Genomic DNA, 14399 nt, shown 5'->3' on the forward strand with positions numbered 1-14399 from the left:
TCGTTTCATTCTGTCGTCATCGACAGCCCCGGAGTCCGTGCCCCCATGAGGCAGGGAGGACCCGGGACGTGTTCACCGGAATCGTCGAAGAGCTGGGCGAGATCACCGCCGTCGAGAACCTCGGCGACGCCTGTCGCTTCCGACTGCGCGGCCCCGTCGTCACCGAGGGCGCGAAACACGGGGACTCCATCGCCGTCAACGGCGTCTGCCTCACCGTCGTCGACCACGAGGGCGACGAGTTCACCGCCGACGTGATGGCCGAGACCCTCGACCGATCGAGCCTCGGCGCCCTGGGTGTCGGCTCCCGCGTCAACCTCGAGCGTCCCACCGCCGTGGGCGCGCGCCTCGGCGGGCACATCGTGCAGGGGCACGTGGACGGCACCGGCGAGGTCCTGGAGCGCAAGCCCTCCGAGAACTGGGAGATCATCAAGATCTCGCTGCCCGCGGACCTCGCGCGCTACGTCGTGGAGAAGGGCTCCATCACGGTCGACGGCATCAGCCTCACCGTCGTGGACGCCGGTCCGGACTACTTCACCGTCAGCCTCATCCCCACCACCCTCGCCCTGACCACGCTCGGCCTCAAGCAGCCCGGCGCCCCGGTCAACCTCGAGGTCGACGTCGTCGCCAAGTACGTGGAGCGCCTGCTCGCGAGCAATCAGGGGGCGGGGAAGTGAACTCCCTCAACACCGAGGCCTTCACCCTGTTCGGCCAGCACATCCTCTGGTCGGACATGATCGGCAACATCCTCGGCCTCATCGCCCTCGCCCTCGGCTGGCGGCGCAACCTGTGGAGCTGGCCGGTGCAGTTCGCCTCCGGCCTCATCCTCTTCGGCGCCTTCTTCGGGCACCTCACCGGCAGCGCCGGTAAGCAGACCGTCGTCATGGTCGTCGCGCTGTACGGCTGGTGGCAGTGGAACCGCGACAAGACCAAGTCCGGGGACGGCCACATCGCCCCGCGCTTCGCCACCTGGCGCGAGCGGGCCGCCCTCGTCGGCGCCGCCGCCGTCGGCACCGTCGCGGTCGCCCTGCTCTTCAAGGCCTACCCGACCCTGTCCTGGGACCCCTGGCCGGACGCCTACATCTTCGTCGGCACCGTGGTCGCCATGTACGCCCAGGCCCGCGGCATGGTCGAGTTCTGGTTCGCCTGGCTCCTCGTCGACCTCGTCGGCGTCCCGCTGAACTTCGCCAACGGCTACGCCTTCTCCGGCTTCGTCTACGTCATCTACGGCGCGCTCGTCCTGTGGGGCATGCGCGACTGGTGGCTGCGCTCCCGTGAGTCCGCGCAGCCCGCCCTGGAAGGAGCGCCGGCATGAGTGCCGCACCCATTCTGTACAGCACCGACGGCTTCGAGGACTTCGCGCTTGACCCGGTCGAGCAGGCCATCGCCGACATCGCGGCCGGCCGCCCCATCGTGGTCGTCGACGACGAGGACCGCGAGAACGAGGGCGACCTGGTCGTCGCCGCCGAGAAGGTCACCCCCGAGATCGTCGCCTTCATGATGAGCGAGTGCCGCGGCCTGATCTGCGCCCCCATGGAGGGCGACGAACTGGACCGGCTCAAGCTGCCGCAGATGGTCGACGACAACACCGAGTCGATGAAGACCGCGTTCACCGTCTCCGTGGACGCCTCCGGTGCTCACGGAGTGACCACCGGGATCTCGGCCTCCGACCGCGCGACCACGCTCCAGCTCCTCGCGAGCGGCGCGGCCGAGCCCACCGACTTCGTCCGGCCCGGCCACATCTTCCCGCTGCGTGCCAAGGACGGAGGCGTCCTCACCCGCAACGGCCACACCGAGGCCGCCGTCGACCTCGCCCGGCTCGCGGGACTGCGCCCGGCCGGAGCGATCGTCGAGATCGCCGGCGAGGACGGCCGGATGCTCCGGCTGCCCGAGCTGATCCCCTTCGCCCGCAAGCACGGCCTGACGATCATCTCCATCGAGGACCTGATCGCCTACCGCCGGACCAGCGAGCCCACGGTCCGCCGCGAGGCCGAGACCCGGCTGCCCACCGCCCACGGCACCTTCAGGGCGTACGGCTACCGCTCCACCGTCGACGGCGTCGAGCACGTCGCCCTGGTGCACGGCGAGATCGGCGACGGCGAGGACGTCCTGGTCCGCGTCCACTCCGAGTGCCTCACCGGCGACATCTTCGGCTCCCTGCGCTGCGACTGCGGCCCCCAACTGGACGCCTCCCTGGAGCGCATCCAGGCCGAGGGCAGGGGAGTGGTGGTCTACCTGCGCGGCCACGAGGGGCGCGGCATCGGCCTGCTCTCCAAGCTGCGCGCGTACGAACTCCAGGAGCAGGGCCACGACACCCTCGACGCCAACCTGGAACTCGGCCTGCCCGCCGACGCCCGCGACTACGGCGCCGGCGCGCAGATCCTGGAGGACCTCGGCGTCCACAGCCTGCGCCTGATGACCAACAACCCCGACAAGTCCGACGCCCTCCTGCGGCACGGACTCAAGGTCACGGGACGGGAGCCGATGCCCGTACAGGCGGGCGAGCACAACCTCCGCTACCTGCGCACCAAGCGGGACCGGATGGGCCACGACCTGCCCTGGCTGGACACCACCCCCGTGTCCACCTGCAGCAACCAGTAGCACAAGCACCTCGAGGAGACTGAAGAACGTGAGCGGCAAGGGCGCACCGGAGCTGTCCGTACGCAACGTGGGTGACCTGCGGGTCGCCGTCATCGCGGCGCAGTGGCACGAGAAGGTGATGGACGGACTGGTGGACGGCGCCCTGCGCGCCCTGCACGACCTGGGCATCGACGAGCCGACCCTGCTCCGGGTCCCCGGCAGCTGGGAGCTCCCGGTCGTCGCCAAGGTCCTCGCGGGCCGCGGCTACGACGCGATCGTCGCCCTCGGCGTCGTCATCCGCGGCGGCACCCCGCACTTCGAGTACGTGTGCCAGGGCGTCACCCAGGGCCTCACCCAGGTCTCGGTGGACACCGGCGTCCCCGTCGGCATGGGCGTCCTCACCTGCGACACCGAGGAACAGGCCCTGGACCGCGCGGGCATCGAGGGCTCCAACGAGGACAAGGGGCACGAGGCGGTGACCGCCGCGGTGGCCACGGCGGCCACCCTCCGCTCAGTATCTGAACCATGGCGTTAGGTGGTGCGGGCTTACGCGTAAAGTGGGCGCCACCATGTCCAATAAGACGTTCGAGGAGCTCTTCACCGAGCTCCAGCACAAGGCCGCCAACGGCGATCCCGCCACTTCCCGCACCGCAGAGCTGGTCGGCAAGGGCGTCCATGCCATCGGCAAGAAGGTCGTCGAAGAGGCCGCCGAGGTCTGGATGGCCGCCGAGTACGAGGGCAAGGAGGCGGCCGCCGAGGAGATCTCGCAGCTGCTGTACCACGTCCAGGTGATGATGGTCGCGCGCGGGATCTCCCTCGACGACGTCTACGCCCACCTGTAAGCCACTCGCCGCAACAAACCCCTGAGAGCAAAGGAAGCCGACCTCATGCTGCGCATCGCCGTCCCCAACAAGGGTTCCCTGTCAGGCCCCGCGGGGGAGATGCTGCATGAGGCCGGCTACCAGCAGCGCCGCGAGTCCAAGGAACTGCGGATCGTCGACCCGGTCAACGACGTGGAGTTCTTCTACCTCCGCCCCCGGGACATCGCGATCTACGTCTCCTCCGGCCAGCTCGACATCGGTATCACCGGCCGCGACCTGCTGATCGACTCCGGAGCCGACGCCGAGGAGATCCTTCCGCTCGGCTTCGCCCGCTCCACCTTCCGCTTCGCGTCCAAGCCCGGTGAGGCGAACGGCGTCGAGGACCTGAAGGGCAAGACGGTCGCCACCTCGTACGAGGGGATCGTCGCGGGGCACCTCGCCGACCACGGCATCGACGCCTCCGTCGTCCACCTCGACGGCGCCGTCGAGACCGCCATCGAGCTCGGGGTCGCCGAGGTCATCGCCGACGTCGTCGAGACCGGCACCAGTCTGCGCAACGCGGGCCTGGAGGTCTTCGGCGAGCCCATCATGAAGTCCGAGGCCGTCGTCATCCGCCGCACCGGCGCCGACAGCGACGAGGCTGCCGAGTCGAAGGTTCAGCAGTTCCTGCGCCGCCTCCAGGGCGTCCTCGTGGCCCGGACGTACGTGATGATGGACTACGACTGCCGCGTCGAGCAGCTCGAGAAGGCCGTCGCACTCACGCCGGGCCTCGAGTCCCCGACCGTCTCCCCGCTGCACAACGAGGGCTGGGTCGCCGTCCGCGCGATGGTCCCCGCCAAGGAGGCGCAGCGGATCATGGACGACCTGTACGACATCGGCGCGCGGGCCATCCTGACGACGGCCATCCACGCCTGCCGTCTCTGAGGGGCGTACCGCAGATGTCCTCCGAACTGCCCACTCTTCCCGTCACGTTCCGGCCGAGCCGCACGCGCGCGGTGCTGCTCACCGCGGGCGTCGCGATCTTCGTGACCATCACGGTGATCGCGCTGCTCCTCGAGCAGCTGGGACCCGGCGAGCGCCTGAGCTTCATCTTCACGGCGGCCCTGCTCGCCGGTGTGCTGTTCCTGCTGGCCAGGGTGAAGGTCGTCGCCGACGAGTCCGGTGTCACCGTCCAGAACATCGCCGGCAGACGGCATCTGGAATGGGCCGAGATCATCCAGGTGAACCTCCGACCGGGCGATCCATGGGTGTTTCTCAACCTCAGCGACGGCACCAGCCTGCCCGCCCTCGGCATCCAGCCGGGTATCGCGAAGCAGCAGGCCATCGCCGACGCGAAGGCCCTGCGCGCGCTCGCTGAGGCCCGTTCCACAGCCCGCTCCGACGAAGATCAGGGCTGACTCGGGGGCTTCCACCCTGCCGCAGTCGGCCATGTCTTGATTAATCTGTTGGCGGAGGCGTTTTCCTTGCGCCTCCGCCTCTCGTTGTTCCTGCTACCCGAGGAGTGACTCCCTCCAGCGATGGACGGATCGTCCTGTAGTACCTGCGCCGCCCCCTCCCGGCATATCGAGGCGGCGGCATGACCATCCCCTTGCTGCTCCTCGGAGCGGCGTTTCTGCTGATCCTCGCCAACGGCTTCTTCGTGGCGGCCGAGTTCGGCCTCGTCACCGTCGAGGCCACGGATGCCGAAAGGGCCGCCGCGGAAGGCGACCGACGGGCCCGTCGCGTCGCCGACTCGCTCAAGGAGCTGTCCTTCCAGCTCTCCGGCACCCAGCTCGGCATCACCATCACCTCCCTCGTCGTCGGCATGCTCGCCGAACCGGCGCTCGCGGAACTGCTGCACGGCCCGTTCACGGCCATCGGCATCCCCGAGGGCGCGGTCTCCGGCGTGGCCGTCGTCGTCGGCATGCTGCTGGCCTCCGCCGTGCAGATGGTGATCGGCGAACTCGTGCCCAAGAACTGGGCCGTGTCCAAGCCGATGCAGGTCGCCCGCTTCGTCGCCGGCCCGCAGCACGCCTTCGCCCGGTTGTTCCGGCCGGTGATCGCCGCCCTGAACGCGGTCGCCAACCGCCTCGTCCGCGCGCTCGGCATCGAGCCCGCCGACGAACTGGCCTCCGCCCGCACCCCCGGCGAGCTCGTCTCCCTGGCCCGGCACTCGGCCCAGGCCGGCGCCCTGGAGCAGGACACCGCGGACCTCTTCGTCCGCACGCTGTCGCTCGCCGAGCTGACCGCCCAGCACGTCATGACCCCGCGCGTGAAGGTCAGCTCGCTCCAGGCCTCGGCCACCGCCGAGGACGTCGTCAACCTCACCCGCGCCACGGGCCTGTCCCGCTTCCCGGTCTACCGCGAGAAGATCGACGAGATCGTCGGCATGGCCCACCTCAAGGACGCCCTGGCGGTCCCCGTCCAGGACCGTCTGCGCACCCCTGTATCCCGCATCGCCCGCCCGGCCCTGCTGGTGCCCGAGACCCTCCCGGTCCAGCCCCTCCTCGCCCAGCTGCGCAGTGAGCAGCCCATCGCCGTCGTCGTCGACGAGTACGGCGGCACGGCGGGCGTGGTCACCCTGGAGGACATCGTCGAGGAGATCGTCGGCGAGGTCCGCGACGAGCACGACGGACAGGACGTCCCCGAACTCGCCGCCGCCCCGTCGGAGGACGGCCGCCTCACCTGGGACGCCGACGGCAGCTGCCGGGTCGACATCCTCCAGCGCATAGGCCTCGACGTGCCCGAGGGGCCGTACGAGACCGTCGCCGGGCTGGTCGCCGACCTGCTCGGCCGCATCCCCGCCGTCGGCGACCGGGCCGAGCTGCCCGGCTGGCGGCTCACCGTCCGCCAGGTCGGGCACTACCGCGCCGAGCGCGTCCGCCTGGTCCGCCTGGTGCCCACGGTCAACGTCATGGAGGCCGCCCGATGAGCGTGCTCCAACTCCTCTTCGCGGCGCTGCTCGTGCTCGCCAACGGGTTCTTCGTCGGCGCCGAGTTCGCGCTCGTCTCCGTGCGCCGCAGCCAGATCGAACCGCTCGGCACGGCGCGGGCCCGACAGGTGCTGTACGGCCTCGAGCGGCTCCCGCAGATGATGGCGGCGGCCCAGTTCGGCATCACGGTGTGCTCGCTGACGCTCGGCGCGGTCGCCGAACCGACGGTCGCGCATCTGCTGGAGCCGGTCTTCGAGTGGATCCACCTTCCGACCGGCGTGATCCACCCGCTGGGGTACGTCATCGCCCTGGCCGCGGTGGTCTTCTTCCACCTCGTCATCGGCGAGATGGTCCCGAAGAACCTCGCGATGGCGGCCCCGGAGAAGGTCGCGCTGTGGCTCAGCCCCGGCCTGGTCTACTTCGCCCGCTTCTGCAGGCCGATCACCATCGCCCTCGGCGCCTGCGCCCGGGCCATCCTGCGGCTCTTCCACGTCGAGCCCAAGGACGAGGTCGAGGCCGTCTTCACGAGCGAACAGCTGAACCGGCTGGTCGAGGACTCCGGCCAGGCGGGCCTGCTCGACCCCGAGGAACAGGAACGCCTGGAGGACGCGCTGGAACTGGGCTCGCGCCCGGTGACGGATGTCCTGCTGAAGCGCGAGTCCCTGGTGACGGTCCGCCCCTCGGTGACCCCGGGCCAGATCATCGAACTCACCGGCCGTACCGGGTACTCACGCTTCCCGGTCGCCGCGGAGAACGGCGCCTTCATGGGGTACCTGCATGTGAAGGACGTACTGGATCTGGAGGACTCGCAGCGTGCGGTGCCCCAGCAGATCTGGCGGCCGATGACGAAGCTCCGCTCCGACCTGCCGCTGGATGACGCCCTGACGGTGATGCGGCGCGCGGCCACACACCTGGCCCAGGTGGCGGACGGGTCCGGGAAGGTGCTGGGTCTGGTGGCCCTGGAGGACGTACTGGAACTGCTGGTCGGTGAGGTACGAGACCCGGCGCACCGGGAGCTGCCGGAGGTTCGGGTCACCGAGCCCCGTAGCAGCGAGGAGGCGCTGGCGTCATAGCGCAGTTCTCCGCGCCCCTGGGTGGGTGCAGGCACGCCTCTTCAGGGGCGCGGGGAACTGCGCGATCAGCCCCCCGCCGGCCCTCAGACGAAGGACTCACATCGCCGACGGATCCTGCGGCCCGCGCCCCGACAGGACCTCCCCGTACGCCTGCATCAGATCCGGCAGCCGCAACGTCGACAAGTCGTCCCGGCTCAGCATCCCCGGATATGTCGACAACCGAAGATCCCGATACGCGCAGCTCTTCTCGTACAGCGTGCGCAGGAACCGCCCGTTGCCCAGTTCGTCGATCCACCCCTGGTCCACCACGTGCCCGGCGATGGAGCGCAGCTCGTCCAGCGCCTCCTCGTCCCAGATGTCGCCGTTCTCGGCCGCCAGCACCTCGCCGATGGAAGTGAGTTCGAGAGGGCGGTACGAGGGAAAGTCGACGCGGGTCGTGAAGCGGGACGACAGTCCGGGGTTCGCGGCCAGCAGGCGGTCCATGCCCTCGGGGTAACCCGCCAGGATCACGACCAGGTGGTCCCGGTTGTCCTCGGCCCGCTTCAGCAGCACCTGGAGCGCCTCGTCGCCGTACGCGTCCCCCTTGCCGTAACCGGAGTTGGAGAGCGAGTACGCCTCGTCGACGAAGAGCACCCCGCCGAGGGCCGAGTCGATGAGTTCGTTGGCCTTGACCGCCGTCTGGCCGAGGTACTCCCCGACCAGATCCGCCCGTTGCGCCTCGACGAGATGGTCACCGCCGAGCAGTCCGAGGGCGTAGAAGACGCGGCCCAGGATGCGGGCCACCGTGGTCTTGCCGGTGCCGGAGGGGCCCGAGAAGACGAAGTGACGCTTGGGCGGCTGGACGGGCAGGCCCTGCCCGGTGCGCAGCCGGGCCATGTTCAACTGCGCGGAGAGCGCTTTGACCTGGCGCTTGACCGGTTCGAGCCCCACCATGCGCTCGAGTTCGGTGAGCGCCTCCTCCAGTAAGACCGGATCGGTGGGCCCCGCGGGCAGCGGCCCCACGGGTGGGCCGGACCTCTCGCGTCCTGCCGGGTCGGTCATCGAGGGCAGGGGACCGGTCGGCGGCTCCGGATCGGAGAGCTTCAGCTCCCGCCCCTCGATGCCGAACAGCGGATCCATCCCGTCGGGCCCCTCCAACATGTCCTGCCCGAACCCCGTGAGCGTGATCGCCGCGAGGTCGGCGGAGTCGTCGTACCCGTCGCTCTCGGCGATCGCGGCGAGCCGGGCCGAGGTGTCCATGAAGGCGGGGTCGACGCGGTGCACGGCCCGGTACAGGGGGAGGGCGGCCGCGGACCGCCCCGTGCCCTCGTGGGCCCTGGCCAGCCAGTACCGCAGTTCCTTGCGCTGGGGCTGTTCGCTGCGGCAGCGCATCAGGGCCGCCGACAGCAGCGGTTCGGCCTGGCCGTACATCTCCAGGCGGACCCGGGCCATGCCGCCGAACAGTCCGGCCTCGATGCCGAGCATGGCGTCGTCGATCAACGGGTCGGTGTGCCGGACCAGTTGCTCCCAGTCCTTGACGAGATAGGCACGGCAGGCGTGCAGGAAGCGAACCTGGTGGTCGGTGTCCACCGGGGGCAGGCCCGCGAGGGCCCGGTCCAGTTCGGGGACATGGCGGCCGTCCAGCCAGTGCGAGGCGTGCGCGAGGAGCAGGTCACGCGGGCTCTCCAGCACCGGTTGCACCCACCAGCCCAGCCAGTACCAGGAGTTGAGGGTGCGCCGGTGCCGGGCGCGCTGTTCGCCGAAACGCTCGCGGTGCCGGAACATCCGCAGCAGCGCGGTCGTCGTGTCGACGCGCAGCGCGTGCAGTCCGAGCCAGCCGTCGGCCATCCCGGGATCGATCCGCACCGCGGCCCGGAACTCCTCCTCGGCCTGCGGATAGGCGCCCATCGTGTAGGCGTCCACACCTCGCAGCCAGGCGAGGTCGGCCGGGGCCTCGGGGCCCTGCGTGCCGAAATCCATCACGTCCCCCACAAACCGTGCCCCCGTGGTTTCACCACCGGGCCGACGCCCGGTGGCCGCCTTCGTTCAACCGCTGTGCCGCGGACCGGAGTTGCAACGGTGCGCAGAGCAGTCGTCCGAAGGTCGCACCGAGGGCATCGTACCTGCGGTGGTGTCGCCCGCCGTAGGGTGCCGCACAGGCCGTTTGACGAGGTGGGAGCAGATGGGGCGCACGACGGATGGTGACCGAGGGTGAGCGAATCGCGCCTCACGGCGTCCGAAAATCCGTGTCAGGGCAGAACGAAGCCCCCGATCACGGGGGAACAACCGGGGGCTTCGCGACTGCGGGCGGCCTCGAACGGCCGCACATTCAGAACGTAAGACCTGTACGGCCCCTCGGTCAAGCGGAGTTGGGCGACTCAGGCAAGTTCCTACTGAGGGGTCTTCACAGGTTCAACACATCGCCGATGGGTCGTCACCGTGTGTGACATCGCGGTCCGGTCCAACGGTCTCCGCAGGCCCACTGGTGATCGCGTACCCCTTTTGACACTGCCGTACCAGGAGATCGGCGAAGGGCCTGGAGGGGTCTTCGGCGAAATGCCGCTGTTCCGCCGCGACCCATCCCTCCCAGAACTCCCGCAGCTCCGCCCCGTCCCGGGAGCGGCCACGTGCCCAGGACTCCTCGCGGGGCAGGTCCATCCACAGCAGCCGCGCCAAATGCGGTCGCAGTACGCGGCGGCCCGCGCCGACCCCTTCCAGAAGGATCACCGGCGCGGGCGGCAGGGCGCGGGACGGTCCGAAGCGGCGGGCGTGCCAGTCGTACACGGCGTAGTGCGCGGTCTCGCCGTGGCCGAGCGGGGTGATCACCTCGCTCAGCAGCCGCCCGGTCCAGGCGAACAGTTCGTCGTGACTGGCGATGTCGTCGAGGCGCAGCACCGGCGCGCCGCCGAGGGCGTCGGCCAGTTGTCCGGCGAACGTGGACTTTCCGGAGCCGGCGTGCCCGTCGACGCCGATCAGGCGGACCGGACCGCAGGACGGGGGCAGTCGGCGGAGCCGGGAGGCGAGGTCGTGGATCACGGTTCCTGGGGACGGACGAAGGGGCGGACGGGTGGTCGCGGCCAGTCTAGTGACGGCCCGCCCCCGGCAGCGGAACCACAGGTTCCCAGGTCATGCCAGTGGACGAGACCAATATTCGTGGGCGTGGCATGGGCCGAAGTGCTGGCAGGAGCATGCCGCCTGATCCATAGTTGGCGCACAACCGTGCATTGGACCCGCCCGACTCGGACACCCTGGGGGTCTTCCCACCCATGAGCAGAGCCGAACAGCCGTCCCGCAGAACCGTCCTGGCCGTCGCGGTCGCCGCCGCGGTGACCGGCAGCGCGGGCCCCGCGGCCGCCGCCGGCAGTGCGGCCGACGCGGCACCCGACGAGACTGCCGCCCACCTGGTGGACAACCACGCCTGGACCACGTACAGCGACTGGCGCAGTGGCGCCGCGAAGGGCACCCGTGCAGTCGCCGGCAGCCGCCCCGGAGTCGTGATCGGCGCCCCCGCGGGCACCACCGAGTACACCGACCCGCATACCGGGACCACCGCCACCTGGGAGTACGCGACCTGGACCTCCCCGGTCCACGAGCTCGCCGTGCCCGCGACCGAGGTGATCGCCTCCTGGAGCGCCCGCACCCCGGCCGGCAGCTGGATCCAGATCGAGCTCCAGGGGACGTACTCCGACAGCGCGGCCACCCCCTGGTACGTGATGGGGCGCTGGGCGGCCGGCGACGGGGACATCAAGCGCACCTCGGTCGACGACCAGACCGACGACAAGAGCACGATCTGGACGGACACCTTCGCCATCGACGACCCGTCGACCGGGCTGCGCCTGTCGTCGTACCGGCTGCGGCTGACCCTGTACCGCAAGCCCGGCACGAAGACCACACCGACCGTCTGGCGGCTGGGCGCGATGGGCTCGGACGTCCCCGACCGCTTCACCGTCCCGGCCTCCGCACCCGGCCTCGCCCGGGAGCTGATCGTCCCGCGCTACTCGCAGGAGATCCACGCGGGTCAGTACCCGGAGTACGACAACGGCGGCGAGGCCTGGTGCAGCCCCACCTCCTCGCAGATGATCATCGAGTACTGGGGCGGCCGGCTCACCGAGGAGCAACTGGCCTGGGTCGACCCGTCGTACGCGGACCCGCAGGTCTGCCACGCGGCCCGCTACACCTACGACTACCAGTACGCGGGCTGCGGCAACTGGCCGTTCAACGCGGCCTACGCGGCCACCTTCAAGGACCTGCAGGGCGTGGTGACCCGGCTCGGCTCGCTCACCGACCTGGAGACGCTGATCGCGGCCGGTATCCCGGCCATAACGTCCCAGTCGTTCCTCAAGGAGGAGCTCACCGGGGCGGGTTACGGCACCTCCGGCCATCTGATGACCGTCATCGGCTTCACCGCCGAGGGCGATGTGATCGCCAACGACCCGGCCTCGCCCGGCGACGCGGCGGTGCGGCGCGTCTACAAGCGGCGCGAGTGGGAGAACATCTGGCTGCGCACCAAGCGGTACAACGCCAGCGGCAAGGCCGTCTCCGGCACCGGAGGCGTCTGCTATCTGTACTTCCCCGCCCGGCCGACCGCGCGCCAGCGCAAGGCGCTCGCGGCGGTGGGCGTGCGCTGAGCTCCTCGGTACGGCCCCCGGCACCTGTCGGGGGCCGTTCGCTGTGACCAAGCTCTCGGCCGCAAAAGCGACCAGGAATGGCAAGGTGGACGAATCGGCGGGGGGATTCCGACCACTACATCCGAGATCAGCGAGACGCCATGACCGCACACTCAGCCACAGCCGCCCGCGCCCGTACCGGCGGCCCCAAGGACGACGGTCCGAAGGTCCTCGAGCATATCGCGGGCTGGACCCTCGTCGCCGTGATCGCGATGCTGGTCACGCAGCTCGGTCTGCTGTGACCTGATCCGTCGTTGACTGACATACTGCGGATGTCCCGCCGCCAGCCCGAGATCAGGGTCGAAACTTGAATATCAGTGATCAGCGTGAAGCCCGGCCGCGGGCGCGCGGCACCGAGCGCTCGGTGGCTCGCCGCGCCGAACTCATCGCCATCGGGCGCAAGTTGTTCGCGGACACGTCCTACGACGCGCTCTCCATGGATGACATCGCCCGCCAGGCGCATGTCGCCAAGGGGCTGATCTACTACTACTTCCAGTCCAAGCGGGGCTACTACCTGGCGATCATCCAGGACTCCGTCGCCGACCTGGTCACCTATGCGGCGAGCGGCCTCGAAATGGAGCAGGTGGACCGCGTCCACCGCACTCTGGACAGTTATCTGCGCTACGCCGAGCACAACCAGGCGGCCTACCGCACCGTCGTCAGCGGCGGTGTCGGTTTCGACGCCGAGGTGCACGCCATCCGGGACGGGGTGCGCGACGCGATCGTCGCGACCATCGCCGACGGGGCGTACGGCCGTACCGACATCTCCCCGCTGGCCCGCATGGGCCTGCTCGCCTGGGTGTGCAGCGTCGAGGGCGCCACCCTCGACTGGATCGACGGTCCGCCCCAGCTCTCCCGCGACACCATGCGCGACCTGCTGGTGAAGACGCTCGGCGCCTCGATGCGTGCCATCGAGGAGATGGATCCGGCCCATCCGGCTCCGGCTCCGGCCCGCCGCGACGGCTGACCGGCCGACCGGTTGGGGCGGAGGCTCGTGGTCCCCCGCCCCAAGTCCTGCTCTCGTTCGGCTAGTTGATCGCCCTGATCAGCTCTCCGCCCGAGGTGTCCCCGCTCAGCTCCCAGAAGAACGTGCCGCCAAGGCCCTGCTGGTTCTTGTACGTCATCTTCGTCGCGATGGTCGCGGGGGTGTCGTAACTCCACCAGTCGTTCCCGCACTTGGCGTACGCCGTGCCGCCCACCGTTCCCGTCGCCGGGCACTTGGACTTCAGCACCTTGTAGTCGTCGATGCCCTGTTCGTAGGTGCCCGCCGCCGGGCCCGTCGCGGTGCCGCCCGGCGCCGACTGGGTCACGCCGGTCCACCCGCGGCCGTAGAAGCCGATGCCGAGCAGCAGCTTCGAGGCCGGGATGCCGAGCCCCTTGAGCTTGGCGATGGTGGCCGAGGTGTAGTAACCCGCCCGCGGGATGCCGGAGTAGGAGTTCAGCGGTGAGTGCGGGGCCGTCGGTCCTGACGCGTCCCAGGCACCGAAGTAGTCGTACGTCATCGGGTTGTACCAGTCGACGTACTGTGCCGCGCCCGCGTAGTTCGCCGCGTCGATCTTGCCGCCGGCCGTGGCGTCCGCGGTGATCGCGGCGGTGACCAGCGACCCGCTCCCGAACTTCGAACGCAGCGCCGCCATCAGGTTCTTGAACGCCTCCCTGCCGCTGGTGTCACAGGTGTTGCCGCAGGCGTTGGGGTACTCCCAGTCGATGTCGATGCCGTCGAAGACATCGGCCCACTGGGAGTTCTCGACCAGGTCGTAGCAGGACTGCGCGAACGCGGCCGGGTTGCGGGCGGCCTCGCCGAAGCCGCTCGACCAGGTCCAACCGCCGAACGACCAGAGGACCTTGAGGCCGGGGTGCTTCTTCTTCAGCTCGCGCAACTGGTTGAAGTTGCCCCGCAGCGGCTGGTCCCAGGTGTCGGCCACGCCGTCCACGGACTCGGCCGCGGTGTACGTCCGGTCGGTCGCCGCGTAGGCGTCGCCCATCGCGCACTTGCCTGCGGTGACGTTGCCGAAGGCGTAGTTGATGTGGGTCAGCCTCGCCGCCGAGCCGGAGGTCTCGATGTTCTTGACGAAGTACTTCCGGTCGTAGGTGCCCCATTCGGTGAAGTAGCCGACGACCTTGGAGCCGGCGGCCTTCGGGCTCGCCTGGGGTGCGGCGGCGGTGGCGCTGCTCGCGCCGGCCAGCAGGCCCGCGCCGAGGACCGCGCAACACGCGGCGGAGATCAGCGCCCGCAAACGGGCGCGGTGGGGAACGTGCATCGGTGTCTCCTCGTGGGGGAGAGGGGAACGCCAGCCGATTGGCATGAACGCGAAAAAGCGTTGCCGGAACAGTAGGAGGACTAGACCACCGCGTCAATGGTTCGGACCAA

The 14399-nt window shown here is 69.9% G+C and carries 15 protein-coding genes; 12 read left to right on the forward strand and 3 right to left on the reverse strand.

Annotated features, from left to right (window positions below; all coding sequences use genetic code 11):
• Positions 1-68: 68 nt before the first annotated feature.
• The 9 genes from OG841_RS38405 (at position 69) to OG841_RS38445 (ending at position 7382) form a co-directional block, all read left to right on the forward strand.
• Positions 69-674 carry a riboflavin synthase gene (locus OG841_RS38405; protein WP_328637185.1) on the forward strand — a complete coding sequence of 202 codons (606 nt, stop codon included), beginning with the start codon at positions 69-71 and terminating at the stop codon, positions 672-674.
• The gene (locus OG841_RS38410) at positions 671-1312 is read left to right on the forward strand and encodes a nicotinamide mononucleotide transporter family protein (RefSeq protein ID WP_365119892.1); all 642 of its coding nucleotides are present in this window, start codon (positions 671-673) and stop codon (positions 1310-1312) included. Before OG841_RS38405 ends, OG841_RS38410 begins: the two co-directional genes overlap by 4 nt.
• The gene (locus tag OG841_RS38415; protein ID WP_328637183.1) at positions 1309-2598 is read left to right on the forward strand and encodes a bifunctional 3,4-dihydroxy-2-butanone-4-phosphate synthase/GTP cyclohydrolase II; all 1290 of its coding nucleotides are present in this window, start codon (positions 1309-1311) and stop codon (positions 2596-2598) included. The genes OG841_RS38410 and OG841_RS38415 overlap by 4 nt, the downstream gene beginning before the upstream one ends.
• Positions 2599-2626: 28 nt before the next feature.
• Positions 2627-3112 carry a 6,7-dimethyl-8-ribityllumazine synthase gene (ribH, locus tag OG841_RS38420; protein WP_057614122.1) on the forward strand — a complete coding sequence of 162 codons (486 nt, stop codon included), beginning with the start codon at positions 2627-2629 and terminating at the stop codon, positions 3110-3112.
• Positions 3113-3146: 34 nt separating this feature from the next.
• A complete protein-coding gene (locus tag OG841_RS38425; protein ID WP_020117406.1) occupies positions 3147-3419 on the forward strand; it encodes a phosphoribosyl-ATP diphosphatase in 273 nt (90 codons plus the stop codon).
• Between the two features lie 45 nt (positions 3420-3464).
• Positions 3465-4322, forward strand: coding sequence for an ATP phosphoribosyltransferase (gene hisG / locus OG841_RS38430; protein WP_328637182.1), 858 nt, complete (start codon positions 3465-3467; stop codon positions 4320-4322).
• Between the two features lie 14 nt (positions 4323-4336).
• Positions 4337-4795: a PH domain-containing protein gene (locus OG841_RS38435; RefSeq protein WP_307073878.1), complete on the forward strand. Its 459-nt coding sequence runs from the start codon at positions 4337-4339 to the stop codon at positions 4793-4795.
• A gap of 179 nt (positions 4796-4974) precedes the next feature.
• Positions 4975-6309 carry a hemolysin family protein gene (locus OG841_RS38440; protein WP_328637181.1) on the forward strand — a complete coding sequence of 445 codons (1335 nt, stop codon included), beginning with the start codon at positions 4975-4977 and terminating at the stop codon, positions 6307-6309.
• Positions 6306-7382, forward strand: coding sequence for a hemolysin family protein (locus OG841_RS38445; protein WP_326670364.1), 1077 nt, complete (start codon positions 6306-6308; stop codon positions 7380-7382). Before OG841_RS38440 ends, OG841_RS38445 begins: the two co-directional genes overlap by 4 nt.
• Before the next feature lie 96 nt (positions 7383-7478).
• Here the strand turns inward: OG841_RS38445 and OG841_RS38450 are convergent, their stop codons facing one another.
• Both OG841_RS38450 and OG841_RS38455 read right to left on the reverse strand, forming a co-directional pair.
• Positions 7479-9341, reverse strand: coding sequence for an AAA family ATPase (locus OG841_RS38450; RefSeq protein WP_365119885.1), 1863 nt, complete (start codon positions 9339-9341; stop codon positions 7479-7481).
• Between the two features lie 432 nt (positions 9342-9773).
• Entirely contained in the window at positions 9774-10394 is a 621-nt protein-coding gene (locus OG841_RS38455; RefSeq protein ID WP_328643485.1) for a uridine kinase family protein, read from the reverse strand.
• A gap of 233 nt (positions 10395-10627) precedes the next feature.
• On the opposite strand from OG841_RS38455, the gene OG841_RS38460 reads away from it, so the two are divergent.
• The 3 genes from OG841_RS38460 to OG841_RS38470 all read left to right on the forward strand — a co-directional run bounded on the left by OG841_RS38460 (position 10628) and on the right by OG841_RS38470 (position 12995).
• Entirely contained in the window at positions 10628-11989 is a 1362-nt protein-coding gene (locus OG841_RS38460) for a peptidase C39 family protein (RefSeq protein ID WP_371568916.1), read from the forward strand.
• 140 nt (positions 11990-12129) lie between these two features.
• A complete protein-coding gene (locus tag OG841_RS38465; RefSeq protein ID WP_371568919.1) occupies positions 12130-12270 on the forward strand; it encodes an SCO1431 family membrane protein in 141 nt (46 codons plus the stop codon).
• A gap of 65 nt (positions 12271-12335) precedes the next feature.
• A complete protein-coding gene (locus tag OG841_RS38470; protein WP_328637177.1) occupies positions 12336-12995 on the forward strand; it encodes a TetR/AcrR family transcriptional regulator in 660 nt (219 codons plus the stop codon).
• A 61-nt stretch (positions 12996-13056) separates the two neighbouring features.
• Here the strand turns inward: OG841_RS38470 and OG841_RS38475 are convergent, their stop codons facing one another.
• A complete protein-coding gene (locus tag OG841_RS38475) occupies positions 13057-14289 on the reverse strand; it encodes a glycoside hydrolase family 18 protein (protein WP_371568923.1) in 1233 nt (410 codons plus the stop codon).
• Positions 14290-14399: the final 110 nt, after the last annotated feature.

Origin of the sequence: Streptomyces canus (genome assembly GCF_041435015.1) — a bacterium.
Lineage (GTDB): Bacteria > Actinomycetota > Actinomycetes > Streptomycetales > Streptomycetaceae > Streptomyces > Streptomyces canus_G.

Excerpts from the sequence above, each read along its gene's own strand:
- OG841_RS38465 (WP_371568919.1), top strand. The coding sequence starts at position 12,130 with ATGACCGCACACTCAGCCACAGCCGCCCGCGCCCGTACCGGCGGCCCC.
- OG841_RS38460 (WP_371568916.1), top strand. The coding sequence starts at position 10,628 with ATGAGCAGAGCCGAACAGCCGTCCCGCAGAACCGTCCTGGCCGTCGCG.
- OG841_RS38450 (WP_365119885.1), bottom strand. The coding sequence starts at position 9,341 with ATGGATTTCGGCACGCAGGGCCCCGAGGCCCCGGCCGACCTCGCCTGG.
- OG841_RS38415 (WP_328637183.1), top strand. The coding sequence starts at position 1,309 with ATGAGTGCCGCACCCATTCTGTACAGCACCGACGGCTTCGAGGACTTC.
- OG841_RS38445 (WP_326670364.1), top strand. The coding sequence starts at position 6,306 with ATGAGCGTGCTCCAACTCCTCTTCGCGGCGCTGCTCGTGCTCGCCAAC.
- hisG (WP_328637182.1), top strand. The coding sequence starts at position 3,465 with ATGCTGCGCATCGCCGTCCCCAACAAGGGTTCCCTGTCAGGCCCCGCG.
- OG841_RS38435 (WP_307073878.1), top strand. The coding sequence starts at position 4,337 with ATGTCCTCCGAACTGCCCACTCTTCCCGTCACGTTCCGGCCGAGCCGC.
- OG841_RS38440 (WP_328637181.1), top strand. The coding sequence starts at position 4,975 with ATGACCATCCCCTTGCTGCTCCTCGGAGCGGCGTTTCTGCTGATCCTC.
- OG841_RS38425 (WP_020117406.1), top strand. The coding sequence starts at position 3,147 with ATGTCCAATAAGACGTTCGAGGAGCTCTTCACCGAGCTCCAGCACAAG.
- OG841_RS38475 (WP_371568923.1), bottom strand. The coding sequence starts at position 14,289 with ATGCACGTTCCCCACCGCGCCCGTTTGCGGGCGCTGATCTCCGCCGCG.